The organism is Virgibacillus proomii (assembly GCF_900162615.1).
Lineage (GTDB): Bacteria > Bacillota > Bacilli > Bacillales > Amphibacillaceae > Virgibacillus > Virgibacillus proomii.
Map to the genome: position 1 here is coordinate 969,248 of NZ_FUFN01000009.1, position 21,606 is coordinate 990,853.

Here is a 21,606-nt window from a genome sequence, read left to right on the forward strand (position 1 = left end):
TTAGTAAAATACATATAAGTAATTGTTATTATTAATATATTTAATAATTAGGAGGGGCTCTATTGTATTACGATGCATTGCGAACATTTGTCACCCTTGTGGAAGTTAAAAACTTTACCAAAGCAGCAGAAAAGTTGCATATATCACAGCCAAGTGTGAGCTTACATATGAAAAATCTGGAGCAGGAACTAGGAACAAAGCTGGTAGTCCGCTCGCGAAAGTCATTCCAAGTATCACCGACGGGAGAGTTGTTATACGACAGGGCGAAACAAATTATTCGTATCTACGAACAAACAAAACGAGATATTTTAGCGCATCATCAAATCGTCAAGGGCAAGTTGAAAATTGGTGCCAGTTTCACGATTGGGGAATACATTTTGCCAAATTTATTAGTAGATGTACATAATGCCTATCCAGAGCTTGAACTTGAAGTGATAATAGGTAATACAGAAGAAGTTGTACGACATGTACAATTATTTCACGTTGATATTGGCTTAATTGAGGGACAAACGAATAATAAAGAGTTAACTGTACATCCATTTATGCAAGATGAATTATATGTTGTTGCTTCCATCCATCACCCGTTAACGGCCAAGAAACAAGTTACGATCGCTGACCTACAGAATCAACCATGGGTCTCTCGTGAAGAAGGTTCGGGTACACGTGAATACCTTGAACATGTTATTCGTTCTAATGGATTGAAAACAAAGTCCATCCTAACGATCAGCAGTAATCAGGGAGTTAAAGAAACGGTCATAAAAGGGATGGGCTTATCTCTACTGTCCCACAGTGTTATAGAGCGGGATGTTGCATTAAAGCAATTGGCAATTTTAAACTTACAGCGTATTCATTTTACAAGAACTTTTTCCTATGTTTTCTCTCCTATTATGAAAAGCAAGCAAAATGTAGAAGCTTTTCTCAACATGTTGAAGAAGAAATGGCCGTATGAATAGTGATGTCGCACTCATATAGAGTGCGACGACGTGCGCTTTGTTCCTGATACTCGCATTGGTGATGATTTCAATCCACGCACTCATATAGAGTGCGACCAAGATATGGAGCAAAAGAAAAAGTTTGTGTTGATTTCAATCCACGCACTCATATAGAGTGCGACTCCGTGTGATAAAGAGAGTCAAAGGACAGAGGTGATTTCAATCCACGCACTCATATAGAGTGCGACGTAACAACCATGCTAGAAATAGCGTTGGATTTATTATTTCAATCCACGCACTCATATAGAGTGCGACCAGCTTTTATTCTTACTTGTGCCACACTCATTTCATATTTCAATCCACGCACTCATATAGAGTGCGACAAACTCACCACAATTGCTTTTGATCGCTTCAACGATTTCAATCCACGCACTCATATAGAGTGCGACTGCGATTTTGGTCAAAAGTAAGCCAAAATCGCCAAATTTCATAACATATTTACCCTTAATTTAACAAAAATTAGCCCTTTAAACAATGTATAACTTGCCACGAACTTAATTTCTTCCAAATATGCAGGTGCGAATCCCCCCGTAAAATCATGTGCACTTCACATTCACACCTAGAAATTTTATCTAATATCAATCTACCCATATTGTATTATATTAATAATTAATTTCAATATTTTTTACAAATTAGAGAGATTTAAATTTAATAGGGAAAAATACCCATATTCTTGTAGTCATGATTGATCAGGTGTGGTACAATCAACTCAAGTAGTATAGCTTTATTTTCTTTATTATTCTAGTAAATTGATGGTTAGGTTGTGATAAAATGGATTTTATTGCCCATATTCGTCAAAGTGACAACAACGTTCAAACGGTAAAAGACCATTTAATAGAAGTAAAAGAGTTGGCTGAGCAATATGGTGCTCCTATGGGAATAAAATATTTATGTGGACTTGCAGGTGTGTTACATGATTTTGGTAAGTACAGTAATGCGTTTCGTGAATATATCATTCAAGCTGTTCATCATCCCGATGCACCTCCAAAGAGAGGGAGTGTAGACCATTCTACTGCGGGAGCAAAACTACTATTTGATTTGTTTCATAAAGATCATATAGTTCCTGAAAAAGCAATTGTTGCAGAAGTAGTAGGAAACGCTATTATCTCACATCATTCCTATCTTCATGATTTTTTTACACCTGAGTTAGATTCTAAATATTTAACACGCGTCCGAGATAAAGAAATACCTGAGTATGATTATATGGTTGAGAATTTTTTTACATATGTTATGAGTGAACGTGATTTCCATTATTATGTCGATCAAGCTACAAAAGAGTTACTATTATTTATTCAAAATGAGCCTCCTGAATCTTGTGAAAAACAATTGATGTTTTTAACCAAGTTTATTTTTAGTACATTAATTGATGCTGATCGCACTAATACAAGGTTATTTGAAGAAAATAAACACCAAACCTCTATAGATCATGAAGAACTATTCCAAAATTACTATGATAGATTACAAGACAAAATAAACTCCTTTCAACATCATGAAAAAGCAAATACGCCAATTAATCAATTGCGTTCAAGCATGTCGGAACATTGCGATAGGTTTGCAGAGAATCCCTCTGGTATTTATACTCTTTCTATACCTACAGGCGGCGGGAAAACTTTAGCCAGTTTACGCTACGCTTTAAAGCATGCATTATTACATAATAAAAAACGCATTATATATGTTGTTCCATTTACCACGATTATTGAGCAGAACGCTGAAGAAGTAAGAAAAATAGTAAAAGATAATGAAAACGTTTTAGAACATCATTCTAATATCATTCTTGATGAAGAAGATAATGATGAGCATCAAGATGGTGTTGTAACAAAACAACAAAAACTGAAGTTAGCTAAGGATAATTGGGATGCACCAATTATTTTCACAACGATGGTACAGTTTTTAAATGTTTTTTATGCCAAAGGAAGTAGACATATTCGCCGCTTGCATCATTTAAGTGAGGCCGTAATTGTATTTGATGAGGTGCAAAAAGTACCTGTTAAATGTATTTCTTTATTCAATCAGGCACTTAACTTTTTAAAAGCTTATGGTAAATCTAGTCTTCTCCTTTGTACTGCAACACAACCTGCTTTGGATTTTGTTAAAAATAAACTAGAAATAAATACGGATGCGGAAATAGTAGAAAACCTTGACGATGTGGTGAAAGCTTTTAAACGAGTGGAAATTATCGACAAAGCGACAGACGGAGGAATGGCTACTAGTGAATTAGCTGATTTTGTTAAAGAACAGATAAACCAGGTTCAAAATGTGTTAGTGATCTTAAACACAAAAACGGTTGTGAAAACGCTATATCAAGAGTTGGAACATAAAATGGATGATAAAGTAGCTGTTTATCACTTGAGTACATCTATGTGCGCCGCTCACCGAAATCATATTTTGCATGAAGTAAGAAACAAATTAAAAGCAAAAACGCCTGTTATTTGTATTAGTACTCAATTAATCGAAGCCGGGGTTGACATTAGCTTTGATTGTGTCATCCGTTCATTAGCTGGTTTAGATTCAATTGCTCAAGCTGCCGGACGCTGTAATCGGCATGGAGAAAAAGATATACAACAAGTATATGTTATCGATCACCAAGAAGAACAGCTCAAATTTTTAAAAGAAATTGATGTGGGAAAGCAAATAACGAGGCGAATCTTAATTGATATGAAACGGGATGAGAATGCCCATGGTGGTAATATGTTATCACCAAAAGCCATGGAACGTTATTTTCAAGAACTTTATGCGGAGCTTTCTAATGACTTAGATTATTATATCCCATCTTTAAATAAGGATATGATGGAGTTGTTAATGGCTCCAAAGCATGAATCAGGTTATGTGGAAGCTTATATCAGTAAACATAACGAGCAGATTCCATTATTTATAACAAACAGCTATCGGACAGCTGCGAAATATTTTCAGGTAATAGATGATCATACGACTTCGGTTATTGTACCTTATAGAGAAGGAAAAGATATTATAATAGAATTAAGCGGAAATATATCCATGGAGGATTTATCTAGATGCATGAAGAGAGCTCAGTACTACACGGTTAATTTGTATACATGTGAATTAGAGTTATTAATGAAAAACGATGGTCTGGTACCTTTCTTTGAAGGTAAAATTCTTGCATTAGAAGAAGGAGCTTATAGTAAGGAGTTTGGTTTTAATATAGGATAGATGAGTAAAAATAACCTATCTTTGTATTGCTAAAAACAATGATAGGTTACTTCCCAAATAAAACAATATATATTTCAATCCGCGCTTAACTGCGACAAATTTATTATAGCATATTTAATTGATATAAAAAACGTGTTCATATACTGTTTAATTTTAATTGAATTTCCAAGAATTGTGTGTAATAATTATAAAAAGCTTATTCATTTTATTACAGTTTAGGAGGCTTTTAGATGTCAAAGATCAGAAGAAGATTTACAGATGAATTTAAATCTCGAATAGTTAAACTTTATGAAAACGGTAAACCTAAGAAGGATATTATTAAAGAATATAACCTAAACCCATCTACCTTTAATAATTGGATTAAAATTTATCAGAAAATGGGGGTTTGTAGGAGATATAAAACCGGGAACCCAGAAAAATATGAATTAATCGAACTTCAGAAAGAAAATCAACGTTTACAATTAGAAAATTATATATTAAAAGAAGCAGCATTGATTTTAGGAAGAAAATAGGGTATAAGTTCCTGTATTCTATTTTAAAAGTACGATCATAAAAGCCATTTAGGGAATTAACGGAATGAATTCTTTTTCGTTCTTACTGAGAGACATGGTTAGTTCATTTAGAAGCTATAGACAGCTTTTCCAGATGACGACGAAAAGCTTCTTTTATATCCTGTTTTTTGCTATTGCTTTATTGAATCTGTAGTAAGATGATTCATAGGGCAGTCTCCTTTTCTGTGAATTTTGTTTAGCTAACATTAATAAAAAGGGTCTTATTTTTCTATTTTCATTAATAAGTTAATTCTACTTACACATACTCTCAAAAAAAGTTAATTAATAAAATATGTGCATCAAGAAAAGGTTAGTTTTAGAATTAATATAGTGAAAGGGGGTGAGACGATGCGAAATGGGATTGAGTTTGAAGTATCAGGGAATTACGCTCTTTTTACAGATCCAATTACAAAGATAGGAGGAGAGAAGTTAACCTATCAAGTTCCTACCTATCAAGCCTTAAAAGGTATTGTTGAATCGATTTATTGGAAACCGACGTTATTGATGATTGTCGATGAGGTGCGAATTATGAATCCAATTCAAATGGAGTCAAAAGGTATTCGTCCGATTGAATATAATGGTGGGAATACATTAGCAAACTATACCTATTTAAAAAATGTAAGATACCAGGTAAGGGCTCATTTTGAATTTAATATGAACCGTCCCGATTTGGTTTATGATAGAAACGAACATAAGCACCATAATATTTTAAAACGAGCCTTAAAAGCAGGAGGCAGACGAGATGTATTCCTGGGAGCCAGGGAATGTCAAGCATATGTTGAACCATGTGTTTTTGGAGCAGGGAAAGGATTTTACGATGAGTATGCGGAGATCCATTTTGGCACGATGGTTCATGGCATTAATTATCCCGATGAAACAGGAAATAATCAGATGGAAGTACGTCTCTGGAGTCCCGTTATGAAACATGGCACAATTACGTTTCCAAGGCCTGAGGATTGTAAGCATATACGACCAATAAAAAAAATGAAGCCAAAGCAGTTTAATCAAGCAAATATACAGTCAGCTGAGGAGCTGTTACAAGAATTGACAGAGGAGGTGAGTAAATGAGCTGGCTCTATCAACTATATGAAACCTATGAATCTAATTTAGATCGGGTAGGTGAGGTTGAGAAAACAAGTAATCAAAAAAATTTCACTTTATTACCCGTTTCTCATACAACGCAAAATGCACATATTGAGGTAACCGTTACAGAAGATGGGGAGTTTCATTCGGCAATGGTTCTTGATAAAGTAAATACATTAATTCCGTGTACAGAAGATTCTGCAAGTCGATCAGGATCAAAGATTGCTCCATATCCATTACATGATAAATTAAATTATGTTGCGGGGGATTTTGTAAAGTATGGAGGAAAAATAAAAAAAGAAGAGCCTTTTTCTTACTACATAGAACAATTAAAGGATTGGGCAACATCTTCTTACGGCCATCCAAAAGTAAAGAGTATTTATAAGTATCTAAAAAAGAGACAATTAATCAAAGATTTAGTTGTAGACAATGTTATTTTTTTGGATGAAAACAACCATCTCATTAGTAAATGGCATAAAAAATATGAAGCAATTCATGGGGAAAAACCGAAAATTTTCTCTGTTATTAGCGATGGACAAGAGAGTGCGTTTATTCGTTTTAATGTCTATTCTCCCGATAAGCGTTTAACAAATGTTTGGGATGATAAAGAAGTATATAAATCGTTTATTAGTTATTACAATGGACAAGTTGCTGAAGAAGATATTTGTTTTGTAACGGGAAATATGCAGGCAAGTACGCAAAGACATGCTAATAAAATAAGACATGCTGCTGATAAAGCAAAGCTAATATCCGCAAATGATAAAACTGGATTTACCTTCAGAGGAAGGTTCAAAAAAAGTGAGGAAGCGGCAAATATTAGCTATGATGTTTCGCAAAAAGCCCACAATGCCTTAAAATGGCTTATTCGTCGTCAAGGGTACATGATAGATGAACGCGTTTTTCTTGTATGGGGAAATGACAAGTTAAATACATTGACGCCAATGATGGATACCTACTCTATCCATCGGGATGTAGTTGTTAAACAAGCGATTAGATCAAATACGTTACAACATTTTGCAAATGAGGTTGCTAAAGCATTTGCAGGTTATAAACATGATTTATCGCTGAAATCAAATGTCAATATTTTGATCTTAGATTCAGCAACTACTGGTCGTTTAGCTGTTTTATATTATCGGAATATGAACAAAGAATTGTATTTACAAAGACTAGAATACTGGCATTCTACCTGTGTCTGGGAGCATCGGTATCGTAAAAATGATGAAAATCAATACATCCAATTTTTTGGAGCTCCAGCAACAAAAGATATTGCGTTTGCTGCTTATGGTCCGCGAGCCAGTGATAAGATTGTCAAAGACTTCATTTCGAGAATGATTCCATGCATTGTTGATAATCGGGAAATACCCCTAGATATTATCAGAAGTGCATTTTATCGTGCTTCTAACCCGGTGGCAATGGAAAAATGGGAGTGGGAAAAAACATTAAGCATAGCTTGTGCCTTAATTAATAAAGGGGAGGGATTAGATGTGGCTTTAGATAATGAAATTAATGATCGTGATTATTTATTTGGTCGTCTATTGGCGCTTGCAGATGTTTTAGAAAGAAGAGCACTTGACCAGGATGAAACACGAGCAACAAACGCAATTCGTTATATGAACTCATTTTCACAGCACCCAGCACGTACGTGGAAAACATTACAAGAAAGTTTACAACCGTATCAAGTTAGACTTGGGAAAAAGGGTAATTATTTAGCTAGTTTAATCGATGATGTTGGTTCACGATTATCCATTGAGGATTTTAATGATAAACCATTGTCAGGGAAATATTTATTGGGTTTTTACAGTCAACGCAGAGATTTATATCAAAAAAAGAAAGTAGAAAACAATAACGAGGAGAATGGGAAATGACGACATTAGATCATAAAATTGATTTTGCGGTAGTATTATCAGTGAAGAATGCTAATCCGAATGGGGACCCATTAAACGGAAACCGACCAAGACAAAATTATGACGGGCATGGAGAAATATCGGATGTTGCGATTAAACGAAAGATTAGAAACCGTTTTATTGATATGGGAGAAAAGGTTTTTGTCCAATCAAATGATTATAAAGTAGATCATTATAAAAGCTTGAAAGAGCGTGCGGATGCTCATCCAGAACTTAATAAAGCTTCCAAAGCAAAAGATAATGAGACATTTGCCAAATTAGCTTGCGAAGAGTGGATTGATGTACGAAGCTTTGGGCAAGTCTTTGCTTTTAAAGGTTCTGATGTCTCAGTAGGTGTTCGGGGACCAGTATCTATTCATACAGCAATAAGTGTTGATCCGATTGATATTACAAGTATGCAAATTACCAAAAGTGTTAATTCAGTAACGGGTGATAAAAAAGGGTCGGATACAATGGGGATGAAACATCGAGTTGATTTTGGTTTATATGTATTTTACGGAAGTATTAATACACAACTAGCTGAGAAAACAGGTTTTACAAAAGAAGATGCTGAAAAATTGAAGCAAGCGCTCGTGCATTTATTTGAAAATGATGCTTCTTCTGCAAGACCGGACGGTAGTATGGAGGTTCATCATGTTTATTGGTGGGAACATAATTCAAAACTAGGTCAATATTCGTCTGCTAAAGTACATCGTTCCATTAAAATTAAATCGAAAGCGGAAGCGCCTAAAAGCTATGATGACTACTCCATTGCAGTAGATGAATTAGATGGTCTAACTGTAGAGGTATTAGATGGAAAATAAAGATGAAGAATGGTTGATGCTTTCTGGCATTCAACATTTTCAATTTTGTCGACGGCAATGGGCGCTTATCCACATTGAACAGCAATGGGAAGAAAATGTAAAGACAATTGAAGGACAATATCTTCATCAGAAGGCTGATCAGCCAATGATACGGGAAAAACGAGGCAACAAACTGATTATTAGAGCACTGCCCGTTAAATCAAATGACTTGCGAATGAATGGCATTTGCGATGTCGTAGAGTTCATTCAAGATACCAATGGTGTAGAAATTCACGGGGAAAAAGGAAGATACCTTCCTTTTCCTGTAGAATATAAACGAGGAAGGCCAAAGAAAGACGATGCCGATATTTTACAGTTAACCGCACAAGCCATGTGCTTAGAAGAAATGCTAGTGTGTGAAATTGACAAAGGATATATGTACTATCATGAAATAAAACATAGAATAGAGGTACCTTTTACTGATTATCTCAGGCAAAGAGTCATAGATATAACCAATGAAATGCATGACTATTATCAAAAAAGATATACACCGAGAGTAAAGACAGGATCTTTTTGTAAAAGTTGCTCGCTTCAGCATATTTGTTTACCAAAATTGATGAATAAAAGGTCGGTAAAAAGTTATATCGAAGGGAAAATAGCACAATGAGGAAGCTTCTGAATACGCTGTTCATTACTCAACCTGATGTGTATTTATCTTTGGATGGCGACAATATTGTTTTATTAAAGGAGCAAAAGAAGGTAGCTAGGTTACCTCTTCATAACTTGGAATCTATCGTTTCATTTGGATATACGGGAGCAAGTCCGGCTTTAATGGGCTATTGTGCCAAACGAAATATTTCTTTGGTTTTTCTAACGATTAATGGCAACTTCCTTGCTAGGGTAATAGGGGAAAGCAAAGGGAATGTGGTATTAAGAAAAAAGCAATATAAACTATCTGAAGATGAAAATAAATCTGCTATTATAGCGCGCAACTTTATATTAGGAAAGATTTTTAACCATAAATGGATGATTGAAAGAATGACACGAGATCACACTTTACGAATTGATGTAGAAACGTTTAAAGAAGTATCAAAACAATTATCTAATATTATGCTAGAAGTAAGAGCTTGTCAAGATCTAGAAATTTTAAGGGGATGGGAAGGGCAAGCTGCATTTAATTATAATAAGTTGTTTGATCAGATGATACTTCAACAAAAAGAAGATTTTTTCTTTACCACTCGTTCTAGAAGGCCTCCATTGGATAATGTAAATGCATTATTGTCATTTGCTTATACCCTACTTGCGAATGATATGGCTCAAGCATTAGAAACAGTAGGCTTAGATGCATATGTCGGCTTTTTGCATCGTGATCGTCCAGGGAGAGCCTCGTTAGCTTTAGATATGATGGAGGAACTTAGAGGGATTTACGCAGATCGTTTTGTTCTTTCGTTAATTAATAAAAGGGCAATAAGAAAAGAAGATTTTCTGCTGAAAGAAAATGGTTCCGTAATAATGACGGATGAAGGAAGAAAAAAGTTTTTATCGGCATGGCAAACGAAGAAGCAAGAAAAGATTACACATCCATATTTAGGTGAAAAAATAACATGGGGATTGGTATCTTATTCCCAATCTTTATTATTAGCAAGATATTTACGAGATGATCTAGAAGAATATCCACCATTTTTATGGAAGTAGGTGAAAATTATGTTAGTATTGGTTACATATGATGTGAATACTTCAAGTAATGGTGGGAACAAGCGGTTAAGAAAAGTCTCTAAGGTTTGTCAAAATTATGGGCAGCGAGTGCAAAACTCAGTATTTGAATGTATAGTTGACGATACCCAATTTACTGCTTTAAAAATTAAATTAAAGGATTTAATTGATGAAGAGAAGGATAGCTTACGATTTTATCGTTTAGGTAATAATTATAAAACAAAGGTAGAGCATATAGGTACAAAAGAATCAGTTAACTTAGATGAACCTCTAATCTTTTAGTGCGAATGTGAAGTGCACATGATTTTCCTGGGGGATTCGCACCTGAATATTTGGAAGAAATTAGGTGCGTGGCAAGTTATACATTGTTTAAACGGCTAATTTTTGTTAAGTTAAGGTTAAATATGTTAAGAAATTTGGCGATTTTGGTTTACTTTTGGCCAAAATCGCAGTCGCACTCTATATGAGTGCGTGGATTGAAATCCATATATTATGGTTTTAGTGTCCTTGCCTGTTAAGTCGCACTCTATATGAGTGCGTGGATTGAAATACACGGATAAAGTAAAGTATCGTGTTCTTTTACGTCGCACTCTATATGAGTGCGTGGATTGAAATTGTATACTCGACAACTTTATCGATTAGTACATCGGGGTGTCGCACTCTATATGAGTGCGTGGATTGAAATGTTTTACCGTCTGATTGGATGCATAAACAGCGCTGAGTCGCACTCTATATGAGTGCGTGGATTGAAATTGAAAGCTTTCCGTATTTCTTGGCCATCCAAGAGCTAGTCGCACTCTATATGAGTGCGTGGATTGAAATCCTTTACTTGCTGCACTGTGTAGGTTTTACCCTTAGTCGCACTCTATTTAGATACGTATTGGTTAAAATAAAAGAAAAGCACAGAAAAAAGGGTAGGATCTACACCCTTTTTTCTGTGCTTTTCGTTAGCTATTCGTCTGGCGTCTTATAAAGACCATACTTATTTTTGCTTTACTTTGGTAATTTTGATAGCGACTTACCTCTTTTTCGTTAAAAAGTTACACGAGTTCCAGTTTAAACACATTGGCAATCACTTTAATGTACTCCCATTCATTTTCTTTGTTATGCCAATTCTTTTGTTTGAGTCCACGATGTAATAAAAAAAGTAGCTTGATCTTGTTAGCAATGTTTATTTAATCTATATCTCTAACATCAATAATATGCTGTTATTTATGATGGACAACCACTAATTCAACTTCAAATTATGTTGTCTCCAAAATTTGGAATACCCCCTAGAGGCCTTGTTAACAAAATTTTCATCTAATTGATGATTTTAATACTGAAAATCTTTTATATCTTCTGTTACTCTTATATGTAAAAGGTAGATTAACTTTAGAGTATTGGTGTATAAACAGCTATATTTTGGAAAATATAAATAAAACGTTGTTCATTAATTCCTATCTGTATAAGGGTGAACGTGGATGTCAGAAGCTTTCATTGATTTTTCCGCCTTTGTCTATCACATGCAATATTTTGATCTGTATACGCTAATAGCATTTTTTCTTTTGGCATTACGCCACCGTTAATTTATTTCATTTAGTCCTTTTTCAACTGTTTAAATAGATTATAAGCAATCATTTTTCTTTATTAAACCTATTAGGAGATGATTATATCAATGGATTATCAGCAAACTCGTCATTTTATTACGTCTCGATTAATAGAAGAAGGTTTATTGAATAATGAAATGAATCAAATTATCTGGGATTTCGCTTTTGAAAATTTAACAGATAAAAAAGTTGCTGTTGAATTAGAAGAAAACACGAAAATGAAACTGATCAATGAGTGGATCAAATGGAAAAAAACTTATGATCAAGCAGATGACATCAAACAAAAACTAATTTTAATAAACGAATTAATATCAATTTTTGACCCTCTATTCAATCACGCCAATGTAGAAGATCATTTTGCATTGATATTAGCTTGTATATCACGTGAAAAGAAAAAAAGTAAACTTTTATCTTTAAATCAGCAAGTAGTGGTATTTGACGAAATGGAAGCTTTTCTAAATTCCATTAAAACCCTACAATTATTTGATATTAGTCAAACCAACAGCAATAAGAAAAAATCATAAAACTACGTGGTGAGATAACAAAAATGCTCTCGCTTAGATGGTGTATTTTTCGAGTAATGATTTTAACTTTTTTATTGAGATGTCTAAAGACGTCATTGGCGCTAGTGACTGCCTATTTCATGCATACATTGGTCAGCGATACCGTCTTTAACTTCACCGCTAAAATGATATATTTTCCTTTCTAAAACCGTCCATTACATTTTATTCAAAAAATCTCCTAATGGATAATTCCTTTCTGACCTCGCAGCTTGAAACCATTCCTTTTGAATATCAATATCATTAGTGTATTCTCTTCGCCTATATATTTTCAAAACATGCATACGTTGAGTAATAATAAACTAATCAAATGAATCTTTTCATAGCTTAGCTTTCGTCACTTAGGAACGATTCCAAATTTAAAACAATCCCCCCCTTCATCAACTGTATTCAATGTGAGGAATGGAAAGTTCTACAACTTCAATCTTCTCTGTAACGTAATAACAATTTGATTTCCAATCCTCTCTCTGCTCATTGATAAGTGATCATTACCTGCTCTATCAAATGTAGTTTATTTTTATTAGCTGATCCTGAACGGCAAGCCTGATAGAGTTCTGCAAAACTTGCTCAGTCATTTCACCTTCAGATAATGAATAAGTAGAAATAGAATTTTCTATAGCTGGTAGATGCTTTAAATCTCTTTGATATTCTACAATGGTAGAGATTTTCTTAAATCCTAAGTTTGTTATAAATAAATCATATGGTTCATCCATAAGGACTAAAATACAGCCGATATTTTTTTCTTCCAAGTATTTAATAGGAGATTAAGCTACTCTTTAAAGGGCTATCAAGACAAATTCTTGTTTCAATTGATCAACCAGCCCTTTTTACATTTAATTAGATGAAATAGCTTTATCTTGCTTCTCCCTTATCGATTTTGGGTAAGATCACAATAACCTGCAACTTAAAAGCGAGCCTGATTCCCCAATATTTGCATTTTTCTAAATTTAAATACACAACAAATAGTATCGGCAGTCCAATTTTAATGAAACAAAAGTACTATTTCGATCGTAATACAACTAACTAGACGCATACCTTAATAAGGAGTGACTATCCATTGTATGAAACAATACAGGAACCCACCGAAAAAATATCAAAAAAGGCTATTCATGTATGGCGATTTTCCAATATAATTGGTCATTTTATCTTTCTTGTTATCATTACCGTTTTAATTGTCTTAGATGCTAATTATGACTGGTATAATTGGGTGATTTATGTATTATGGGCCTTGGGAGGACTAGGAATTATTTCAGCGATTTGGAGTATTGGTTTAGAACCTGTTTTACTGCAAAGATATTGGCGATATGGGGTTGATGAAGAATATGTTCAATTAAAACATGGTAGATGGAATATGACGCATCAAGTAATTCCTATGACGAAAGTTCAATATGTCAGCTTAGAACAAGGACCGATATTACGAAAATATGGTCTATATACCATATCGATTGGAACGATGGCCTCTAGTCATGAAATCCCGGGAATACCAGAAGTTCAAGCTAAAGCACTGCGAGATAAAATTGCCAGCCTTGCAAAAATTAAGGAAGTGGAAAACTGATGGAGACAGGTAAACGATTGCATCCAATGACAATGCTCGTCTCATTTATTCGTTCTTTAAAAGACGTCTTTTTTATTTTTTTGATTTTATTTGTTATTAATTATTCATCTGATGCAACTTGGGTAAAGATTGGAAGGGTCCTTTTTTTGCTCTATCTTATATATAAAATCTTTGCTGTTATCCTAACGTGGTTACGCACTACATATCTATTAACAGAGAGCTCTGTTGAATGGAAGCAGGGTGTCTTTACACGAAAACAACATCATTTACCATACGATCGTGTACAAAATGTTCAAATAGAAACTCCTTTTTACTTGGGAATGTTTTCTCTAACCAAATTAACCTTGGAAACAGGTGCTGAAAATGAAGAAGCATCCTTTACTTTTACGGTTATTACAAAGGAAGAGGCTGAACGAATAGAACAAATACTCGATCATTATAAACAGCAAGAAGTTAAAGAAAAAACTGCCGAAGCTACGGATATTGAAGGGGAAACATCCGATTATAAATCAAACGAAAAAACAATTCACTTTAATCCTACCAAAAAGGATATCCTAAAAGCTTCGGTACTGTCATTTAGCTATTTATTACTAATCCCTTTACTTGTATCGTTCTTCGATAACATAGATGAATTATACGATCTTTCCAATATAGCCAAAGAAGCATATGACTTCCTAGTTAAATCCTGGGTACTGCTTACCACTGCAATTATTGCAGCAATCTTCATCATGGTAGTCTTTGGTCTCATCCAAACTTATTTGCGTTACGGACGCTATGAAATTTCTTCTGATAATGAAAGAATTTATATTCGGAAAGGCGTATTAAACGAACATCATTTTTCCATTCGCAAGCGAAATGTGCAAGCTGTGCATATTGAACAATCTTTATTAAAACGAATGCTGCAGATTGCTGAAGTAAAGTTAATTAGCACAGGGGGGATTGATACTGAAGATGAAGTAAACTCGTTGTATCCTTTCTTACCAATCAATCGGGCCTACACTATCATTGAAGAACTGCTGCCAGGATATGAAGTAAAACCAAATATGGAACGATTACCAAAAAAATCACTAATAGCACGGTTATGTCGAATACCATGGTTTTGGCTGATTGCGACAGCCACTATTATGATTTTCTTCCCTGAATGGTGGGCCGTATCAATTATTCTCTTTATCTTAACGTATACTGCAAGACTTCTCGATTTTTATTTTTCAGGCGTTTTAATACATGGTGAATTATTACAGATGCGGACAGGCGGCTTTTCACTTACAACATTAATTACTACAAGAGAGAAAATCATTGAATTTAATCTCATGCAAAACTTTATTACGAAACCATTTGATCTTGCCAACATTGAGGTCACAAATCGCGGAAAACCTATTCATGTACAATCACTAGAAGAAATTCCAATGGACATGGCAAAACGTGCTTTCGTGTGGTACACTGCCCGTAATCCAGAAATAGAAAAAGGAGCGTAATGTCGTGGATGATAAAGTTTATATAACAGACAACTTCTTCTCCTCGGGATACACAGATATTAAAAATGAGCAAAATGAAAAGATTGGTTATTTGGATTTAAAGAGTGTATTCTCATCTGGAGTGACCGTATATGATCAACATACTACTAAGCTAGCAGAGGGCAGGTTCAAGGGTTTCTTTTCCAGTCAGTGGATCGTAATGAATGCAGACGGTGTAATGCTTGGCACATTAAAAACGAGCTGGTTCTCGTTTTCTAAAAAGTACACATATACTACAAGTAATGGAGATTTATACAACATCCATTCTCCTGCTTTCTCTAGAGAATTCACGATATATGATGAACAAAATCATGAAATAGCATCCTTTAGACGGAATAATAGTTTCTTCTCTTCATCAGCATATGAATTATTGAATCACACAGATAAATTAACGATGGAGGAATTTATCATTGTCGTTATGGGTGTTAATGCTATCGAAAAAAACAAACAAGCAAGTGCTGCAAATGGAAGAAGCGTAAATTAATTTAGTTCGCATAAAGTGAACCCTCATGCAGTGGGGATTTTCTTTAAAATTAAGTTTTAGGACATCTTAGATGCAAAATAAATTAATATAAAGCAAGGAGTCTCGTCGTCTAAAATATTGGCCGAGACTCTTTCGCTTATAAAACGTTTCGAGTTAACTTTTTGACCCCTCTTTAACCTAATTTTCTTTCATCAGCAGTAAAGTTGATTGATTTCTGTTTAGCTGGAGAAGCTAGGTAGGCGTATACTCCTCCGACAAAGAAGCCACCACCGATAATATTTCCTAGTGTAACAGGAATTAGATTATAAATAGCTCCTGCTAAAGTTATCGTTTCTGGATGTGGTGCTGTTAAAGCTAAAGAAAAAGTAACCATATTTGCTACACTATGCTCAAAGCCAGAAGCAACAAAACCAAATACTAACAGCATCATCACCAAGATTTTAGCGCCGTCTCCTTTTATATTCATCGGTATCCAAACAGCTAGACAAACAATTAAATTACACAAGATGCCGCGGAAAAATAAATACCAGATATTCAAGTCCATTTTAGCAGCAGCATATTTCATTAAAAACTGACTATCTTCTGTAACTGCATATATCCCTGTTCCTACAACTAATAACGCAAAAATAATACCACCAATCAAATTCCCGCTATAACAGGCAAGCCAATTTTTTAATGTATCTTTAATCGTTGTCTGTTTACGAATGGTACTCATCGTGAAGTACATGGTATTTCCAGTAAATAATTCGGCTCCCCCATAAATAATTAAAACAAGGGCGATACCAAAAAATATGGAAGACATAATGGTCGACATCGGTGACTGAATATCAAAAAATCCTTCCGCTAACCGAAATGATAACATCAAGCCAATTCCTACATACAATCCTGACAATATGGCACGGAGTATATATTTAGGGAAAGACGTATTTAATAAATGTTTCTTTTTTAAAGCAAGATTAACTGCTTGATCAATTGGTTGAAGATCCATTGGAATAACTAACTCCTTTATCAAATTTAATACATCCACTACACACAGCAACAAACTAATTGTGAAATAATGCACATATAATTATATAACATTTCCATACATCTGAAAGATTACGTTCGCTGAATTGAAACAGCATTGCAATATAGCGTCACGTGTTAGCTATATTGCTTTGAGGCATCCAACCTGTTTTAGAAACAGCCCTCCAAACACAGGATACAATAGTATATTATACTATATCTGTAATAAAGAAAAGAGGATGTTTTGATAAACAATGTGGTAAAAAATGACGTTGCTAAAAATCCGTTGGTCTATCTTGCAGTCTCGAACCCCTATCTGCAAACCCTCTGTTTACGGGGATTGCTTCGGATTAATTTTTGAACCATTTTCAACAAAACCTGATTCATTTGAACCATCGTAGAAAAATTCACCTGGTTACAACATTAAAAAAATCATAGTAGCTAGCCAAATAATAATCTGCATCGACCTGCTTATTTTGAAAAATACAGGTTTTTATGCCTAACCCCTTTGCAGGAATAAGATCAATGTTACGGTCTCCTATTGCTAAATCAAGCTGATATTTTTGATGTAAATACGTATAAGAGGAAGAATCCGGTTTACGTGGAAACCCATCATCGCTTGTAACCATATCCGTAAAATAACCGGTTAAATGATGATGATTTAAGATGCGTAAAACATTTTTACGATCTTTATGTGTCATAATTACATTTACCTTTGCATATTGCAGTACCTCTTCCAATCCGGAAAAAGGAGTCACATCTTCTGGTGATATACGGTCAACTAAATGGCGTACTTCCTTTTCTTGCTCATCTGTCATATGAAAAGATTCAATTGCATGCGCAAATGATTTTTTTAATTTATTGTATATTTCTTGTTCACTTACATCTGGTAAAATTTGTTTAAAACATTTGGTATAGCTGGGATATGTATCGATTAATGTTCCATCAAAGTCCCATAATATGTTCATTTTCTATCACCTTATTTGCAAAATTAGTTGCCATCCGCTTTTATTAGAAAGACTTGGCTTATCGCCAAGTCTTTATGGCGAAAGCTATCGTTTTTCTTATACTATAAACCCCTAAAATTTACACTTTCTTATAGTATAAAAAAGAGGATGGCTTAATTAGTTAATATCCTTTCTCATAATCAACTAGATTCATATGTGGTACTTCTCCTTGAAGATATCGCTTTAAATTAGGTAAAAAGATATCCTTTATAACACGTTCATCATAATGTTTCGTTGATCCAGCCGTATGTGGGGTAATAATGACTTGCTCCATCTCCCAAAACGGACTATCCTCCGGAAGCGGCTCCGTTGTAAACACATCAAGACCGGCACCAGCAATTTCATGTTGCCGTAATGCTTGAATTAAATCATCTTCCTTTACAATTGGACCGCGACCTATATTAATTAAAATAGCTGTATCCTTCATTTGTTTAAATTGATCTTTAGTAAACATATAGGTCGTTTCTTTTGTTAATGGTAACGTGATAACAACAACATCACATTGAGGGAGCACTACATTCAGTTGATCTGGCTTGTACATTTTATCAACATAATCGGTGGCCTTTCCTGAATGGCGGACACCAAGCACCTGCATACCAAAAGCTTTCGCAATCTTGGCCGTTTCCAGTCCAATTGCTCCAACACCAATAATACCCATTGTTTGATGATGAATCTCTAGATTGAGACGAGCATGATACCATTTTTTCTCTAGTTGCTGGCGAACATATGTATGAATTTTACGAGTTAAACCTAATATGAGTGCAAAAATCGTCTCCGATATTGGATAAGCATGTACACCGTTAGCACTAGTAACATAAATCCCTTTTTGTTGTAATTCCGGTAGTGGAAGGGAATCAATACCTGCCGTCCATGTTTGTAACCACTTTAAGTTTTTATTTTCTTCAAGTACAAGTGGTTCGATCTTCTGACTCCAGTGTAAAATAATTTCTGCTTGTTTTAAATCGTCAGTTAAAAGAACAGAATCATTAGCTGCGACAATGTTCCAGTCTGGGAGAAATTGCTTTATCGTACGTACTAGTGATTCTTCAAGCTTTAGATTGATTACCAATGTTCGCTTTGTCATAATAGCCCCATCTCCAATTAATTATAACACTACTTGCAAGTGGCCATCTTCCAGCTGTGGCTCTTTTTTTAACGTGGAACATGGAAAGATAAATGTCCATGGCATGCTACACTTAGCCGGAATCGTCAATCTTCTATCATGAAACGTTTGGGTAGCAATTGGCTTAGTTCCTTCTTTATACATTAATGTTTTATGTTGTAAGGATAATATTTTATCCGTATCATTTTGAATAATTACTGAAACTAATAAATCACGGCGATGATTTATTGCGCTGCAGAGTGGTATAAACAATTGATTATCCCCGGATTGCTTTGCCTGTTCAAAAGCTGTAATAATATCCTGCCGATCCTTGACATCAATTGTTTTATCCCAAGCAGATTCAAAGATTAAACGCTGCATAACTATCACCCCATCTAAGCCTAAGTATACCATGATTTGTTCTTTAGCCACATATCAAATTTTCAATGGATTCAATAAAGCGACCATTCCCAAACATTTACTTCTCTTTACATCTCCCCGGGATTCTATTCTTTTAACCTAGTTCAATAAAAGAGCTTGACTAGTGACAAGCAGTTAACGCTTTTGATTGTTTAGCTTTATTTTACAATGGTGCAACTTTTTTATACCCGTTTAAAAATCTGTCGTACAAGCCATCTATTATGAATAGAATAATAATAATTTATTCCCCATCTGGAGGTTATAGTAATGAACACTTTTATCAGTTATGCCCTACTTGGTATTTCCTTATCTGCACCGATTGGACCGATTAATGCCGCACAACTAAATAGAGGCATGCGCCACGGCTTTTTACATGCTTGGTTAGTCGGATTAGGCGGAATGATTAGCGATCTTTTATTTATGCTGCTTATTTATTTTGGTGTTGCTTCATTCCTAACTACGCCGCTTATGAAAACATTTCTCTGGCTATTTGGTTGTTTCATTCTTGTTTATACAGGGATAGAAAGCATAATTGGAGCAAAAAATTTAGTAGAAGCAAAACCCTCTGTAAAAGCATCTTCAAAAAGAAAATCATTTCATATGGGGTTTTTAATTGCTATTTCTAATCCGTTAAATATCATCTTTTGGTTGGGTATTTACGGTGCCGTTTTAGCAAAAACTAGCGATCTTTATAATAATTATCAGCTTATCCTCTACAGCAGCGGTATCTTTTTAGGAATTATCATATGGGATATATTTATGGCAGGGGTCGCCTCAACGTTTAGAAAATTCTTTCCTCCACACGTATTATCCATCATCACGATTGGAGGCGGAATCATGCTACTTGGATTTGGTCTCTATTTTGGATATGAAGCAATTACTTTCTTCATTCAAGGAAAATTGGGCTAGCCCTACCTGAACTAGGTAATCTGTATTTGCATGACTACTTGAAATTCTAACACTGTATACCGTAGCCTTTTAGCAATTTAGAAATATCGACTCATAGATTTCTAAAGTCTTTTTAAACGTTGAGACATGCTAAATTTTTATAAATCATTACGTACGACAACGTTCCTATGTCATTTCCTTCGGCTTTTGAACACTTACTTAAAAATAAGCAAGCACCCATTTCATTCTTCAGCAATAGATTATGGTAGAAGGAGGAAGAAAGTAAAATGGGTGTACTCTTTGACAAAATGTTATTAGAACAACAGCTAGAAACATTACCTGAGTGGAAACAAGCAGCGTATAAATATTTTGCTTCCATGCTTACTGATGATAATACGTACCCTTGTGTTCCTGCAAGACACGGTTTCTTAGAAAACCAGCTTCGGTTTTGCTTTATAGACGATCCACGTAAGGAAAGCTCCATAAAAGTTCTAGCTACTGCTTTAAAAGATTATGGAAGCAGTTCACGTAAATTAGGGAGTTATACATCACTAGCAGTATTTTTCCAAACGCCAAAGGATATATATGGAAATTATACAGTGGAAGATTATCGCAACTTATTTTGGAATGTACTTAATCGCCTAGCAGCCATTGATGAGCACGAGTGGCCAAAAGACATTCCGGAAAATCCGGCTCATTATAAATGGGAGTTTTGCTTTCATGGAGAACCTTATTTTTCCTTTTGTGCTACACCCGGGCATAAACAGCGAAAAAGCCGATACTTTCCTTGCCTTTGCATAGCTTTTCAGCCACGCTGGGTATTTGCATCATTGAATGGAAGTACGTCCTTTGGTCGAAAAATGAAAACCATTATTCGTAAAAGGCTGGTAAATTATGATGGCTTCCCGGGTCATCCTGATTTAAAGTGGTATGGAGAAGAAGATAATCATGAATGGAAGCAGTATTTTTTAAGCGACGACGATAGCAGTCCAATCCAATGTCCTTTTAAACATATAAAGTAGAAGCTGTCTACCTTTCTTCATTAGCTTCTTTTTTCCACTTGCTTTTTATAATAAACACTTGCAATTGTTATTAGCATAATAAACAATAAACTTACAACAAAACCGACTCTGCTTGCATCCCAACAATGAGCTAGATTCTCATTTCTCGCTTTAAAATGTTGCCAAAATAAAGAGCCAATTATATAGAAGCATTAATCCCGCGCCTGTTATCAAGTACTCAAACAATCTTTCCGGGAAAGCAAGTGAAATAGTATAGAAACGACTAAG

19 protein-coding genes and 2 CRISPR repeat arrays are annotated in these 21,606 nt (G+C 34.8%); of the genes, 15 read left to right on the forward strand and 4 right to left on the reverse strand.

The window, feature by feature from the left end:
- Window positions 1–62 precede the first annotated feature (62 nt).
- The 13 genes from BN1066_RS07015 (at window position 63) to BN1066_RS07080 (ending at window position 15,895) form a co-directional block, all read left to right on the forward strand.
- Window positions 63–953, forward strand: coding sequence for a LysR family transcriptional regulator (locus tag BN1066_RS07015; RefSeq protein WP_425445269.1), 891 nt, complete (start codon window positions 63–65; stop codon window positions 951–953).
- 64 nt (window positions 954–1,017) lie between these two features.
- A CRISPR array of direct repeats spans window positions 1,018–1,381; the repeat unit is 32 nt; unit sequence ATTTCAATCCACGCACTCATATAGAGTGCGAC.
- A gap of 382 nt (window positions 1,382–1,763) precedes the next feature.
- Window positions 1,764–4,160 carry a CRISPR-associated helicase/endonuclease Cas3 gene (locus BN1066_RS07020; protein ID WP_077318726.1) on the forward strand — a complete coding sequence of 799 codons (2,397 nt, stop codon included), beginning with the start codon at window positions 1,764–1,766 and terminating at the stop codon, window positions 4,158–4,160.
- Window positions 4,161–4,390: 230 nt separating this feature from the next.
- Window positions 4,391–4,672 (forward strand): transposase, encoded by a 282-nt coding sequence (locus BN1066_RS07025; protein WP_077318727.1) that lies wholly within the window; start codon window positions 4,391–4,393, stop codon window positions 4,670–4,672.
- Between the two features lie 387 nt (window positions 4,673–5,059).
- Entirely contained in the window at window positions 5,060–5,779 is a 720-nt protein-coding gene (gene cas5c, locus BN1066_RS07030) for a type I-C CRISPR-associated protein Cas5c (protein WP_077318728.1), read from the forward strand.
- Entirely contained in the window at window positions 5,776–7,659 is a 1,884-nt protein-coding gene (gene cas8c, locus BN1066_RS07035; protein ID WP_077318729.1) for a type I-C CRISPR-associated protein Cas8c/Csd1, read from the forward strand. The genes cas5c and cas8c overlap by 4 nt, the downstream gene beginning before the upstream one ends.
- Window positions 7,656–8,501, forward strand: a complete 846-nt coding sequence (gene cas7c / locus BN1066_RS07040) for a type I-C CRISPR-associated protein Cas7/Csd2 (RefSeq protein ID WP_077318730.1) — start codon at window positions 7,656–7,658, stop codon at window positions 8,499–8,501. Before cas8c ends, cas7c begins: the two co-directional genes overlap by 4 nt.
- On the forward strand, window positions 8,491–9,147 hold the full coding sequence (cas4, locus tag BN1066_RS07045) for a CRISPR-associated protein Cas4 (protein WP_077318731.1): 657 nt from the start codon (window positions 8,491–8,493) through the stop codon (window positions 9,145–9,147). Before cas7c ends, cas4 begins: the two co-directional genes overlap by 11 nt.
- The gene (cas1c, locus tag BN1066_RS07050; protein ID WP_077318732.1) at window positions 9,144–10,175 is read left to right on the forward strand and encodes a type I-C CRISPR-associated endonuclease Cas1c; all 1,032 of its coding nucleotides are present in this window, start codon (window positions 9,144–9,146) and stop codon (window positions 10,173–10,175) included. The genes cas4 and cas1c overlap by 4 nt, the downstream gene beginning before the upstream one ends.
- Before the next feature lie 9 nt (window positions 10,176–10,184).
- A complete protein-coding gene (gene cas2, locus BN1066_RS07055; protein WP_077318733.1) occupies window positions 10,185–10,475 on the forward strand; it encodes a CRISPR-associated endonuclease Cas2 in 291 nt (96 codons plus the stop codon).
- 169 nt (window positions 10,476–10,644) lie between these two features.
- A CRISPR array of direct repeats spans window positions 10,645–11,015; the repeat unit is 32 nt; unit sequence GTCGCACTCTATATGAGTGCGTGGATTGAAAT.
- An 835-nt stretch (window positions 11,016–11,850) separates the two neighbouring features.
- Window positions 11,851–12,306 (forward strand): hypothetical protein, encoded by a 456-nt coding sequence (locus tag BN1066_RS07060; protein WP_077318734.1) that lies wholly within the window; start codon window positions 11,851–11,853, stop codon window positions 12,304–12,306.
- 1,093 nt (window positions 12,307–13,399) lie between these two features.
- Window positions 13,400–13,897, forward strand: a complete 498-nt coding sequence (locus BN1066_RS07070; RefSeq protein ID WP_077318736.1) for a PH domain-containing protein — start codon at window positions 13,400–13,402, stop codon at window positions 13,895–13,897.
- Window positions 13,897–15,372 carry a PH domain-containing protein gene (locus BN1066_RS07075; RefSeq protein WP_077318737.1) on the forward strand — a complete coding sequence of 492 codons (1,476 nt, stop codon included), beginning with the start codon at window positions 13,897–13,899 and terminating at the stop codon, window positions 15,370–15,372. The genes BN1066_RS07070 and BN1066_RS07075 overlap by 1 nt, the downstream gene beginning before the upstream one ends.
- 4 nt (window positions 15,373–15,376) lie before the next feature.
- Entirely contained in the window at window positions 15,377–15,895 is a 519-nt protein-coding gene (locus BN1066_RS07080) for an LURP-one-related family protein (RefSeq protein ID WP_077318738.1), read from the forward strand.
- Window positions 15,896–16,067: 172 nt separating this feature from the next.
- Here BN1066_RS07080 and BN1066_RS07085 read toward each other — a convergent pair whose 3' ends face one another.
- From BN1066_RS07085 to BN1066_RS07100, 4 genes are all read right to left on the reverse strand, one after another.
- Window positions 16,068–16,883, reverse strand: coding sequence for a formate/nitrite transporter family protein (locus BN1066_RS07085; RefSeq protein ID WP_077318739.1), 816 nt, complete (start codon window positions 16,881–16,883; stop codon window positions 16,068–16,070).
- 424 nt (window positions 16,884–17,307) lie between these two features.
- Window positions 17,308–17,868 carry an HAD-IA family hydrolase gene (locus BN1066_RS07090; RefSeq protein ID WP_077318740.1) on the reverse strand — a complete coding sequence of 187 codons (561 nt, stop codon included), beginning with the start codon at window positions 17,866–17,868 and terminating at the stop codon, window positions 17,308–17,310.
- A 160-nt stretch (window positions 17,869–18,028) separates the two neighbouring features.
- Window positions 18,029–18,991: a D-2-hydroxyacid dehydrogenase gene (locus tag BN1066_RS07095; RefSeq protein ID WP_077318741.1), complete on the reverse strand. Its 963-nt coding sequence runs from the start codon at window positions 18,989–18,991 to the stop codon at window positions 18,029–18,031.
- Window positions 18,992–19,012: 21 nt separating this feature from the next.
- The gene (locus tag BN1066_RS07100) at window positions 19,013–19,390 is read right to left on the reverse strand and encodes an SLAP domain-containing protein (protein ID WP_179104311.1); all 378 of its coding nucleotides are present in this window, start codon (window positions 19,388–19,390) and stop codon (window positions 19,013–19,015) included.
- 306 nt (window positions 19,391–19,696) lie between these two features.
- On the opposite strand from BN1066_RS07100, the gene BN1066_RS07105 reads away from it, so the two are divergent.
- A complete protein-coding gene (locus BN1066_RS07105; RefSeq protein ID WP_077318743.1) occupies window positions 19,697–20,338 on the forward strand; it encodes a LysE family translocator in 642 nt (213 codons plus the stop codon).
- A gap of 266 nt (window positions 20,339–20,604) precedes the next feature.
- Entirely contained in the window at window positions 20,605–21,339 is a 735-nt protein-coding gene (locus tag BN1066_RS07110) for a YqcI/YcgG family protein (RefSeq protein ID WP_077318744.1), read from the forward strand.
- Window positions 21,340–21,606 lie beyond the last annotated feature (267 nt).

What these genes read in the sequence shown, in the direction of transcription:
- BN1066_RS07060 (WP_077318734.1), top strand. Translation starts at nt 11,851, where the DNA reads ATGGATTATCAGCAAACTCGTCATTTTATTACGTCTCGATTAATAGAA.
- BN1066_RS07095 (WP_077318741.1), bottom strand. Translation starts at nt 18,991, where the DNA reads ATGACAAAGCGAACATTGGTAATCAATCTAAAGCTTGAAGAATCACTA.
- BN1066_RS07075 (WP_077318737.1), top strand. Translation starts at nt 13,897, where the DNA reads ATGGAGACAGGTAAACGATTGCATCCAATGACAATGCTCGTCTCATTT.
- BN1066_RS07020 (WP_077318726.1), top strand. Translation starts at nt 1,764, where the DNA reads ATGGATTTTATTGCCCATATTCGTCAAAGTGACAACAACGTTCAAACG.
- cas7c (WP_077318730.1), top strand. Translation starts at nt 7,656, where the DNA reads ATGACGACATTAGATCATAAAATTGATTTTGCGGTAGTATTATCAGTG.
- BN1066_RS07100 (WP_179104311.1), bottom strand. Translation starts at nt 19,390, where the DNA reads ATGCAGCGTTTAATCTTTGAATCTGCTTGGGATAAAACAATTGATGTC.
- BN1066_RS07105 (WP_077318743.1), top strand. Translation starts at nt 19,697, where the DNA reads ATGAACACTTTTATCAGTTATGCCCTACTTGGTATTTCCTTATCTGCA.
- cas2 (WP_077318733.1), top strand. Translation starts at nt 10,185, where the DNA reads ATGTTAGTATTGGTTACATATGATGTGAATACTTCAAGTAATGGTGGG.
- cas1c (WP_077318732.1), top strand. Translation starts at nt 9,144, where the DNA reads ATGAGGAAGCTTCTGAATACGCTGTTCATTACTCAACCTGATGTGTAT.
- BN1066_RS07090 (WP_077318740.1), bottom strand. Translation starts at nt 17,868, where the DNA reads ATGAACATATTATGGGACTTTGATGGAACATTAATCGATACATATCCC.
- cas8c (WP_077318729.1), top strand. Translation starts at nt 5,776, where the DNA reads ATGAGCTGGCTCTATCAACTATATGAAACCTATGAATCTAATTTAGAT.
- BN1066_RS07025 (WP_077318727.1), top strand. Translation starts at nt 4,391, where the DNA reads ATGTCAAAGATCAGAAGAAGATTTACAGATGAATTTAAATCTCGAATA.
- BN1066_RS07110 (WP_077318744.1), top strand. Translation starts at nt 20,605, where the DNA reads ATGGGTGTACTCTTTGACAAAATGTTATTAGAACAACAGCTAGAAACA.
- cas4 (WP_077318731.1), top strand. Translation starts at nt 8,491, where the DNA reads ATGGAAAATAAAGATGAAGAATGGTTGATGCTTTCTGGCATTCAACAT.
- BN1066_RS07085 (WP_077318739.1), bottom strand. Translation starts at nt 16,883, where the DNA reads ATGGATCTTCAACCAATTGATCAAGCAGTTAATCTTGCTTTAAAAAAG.
- cas5c (WP_077318728.1), top strand. Translation starts at nt 5,060, where the DNA reads ATGCGAAATGGGATTGAGTTTGAAGTATCAGGGAATTACGCTCTTTTT.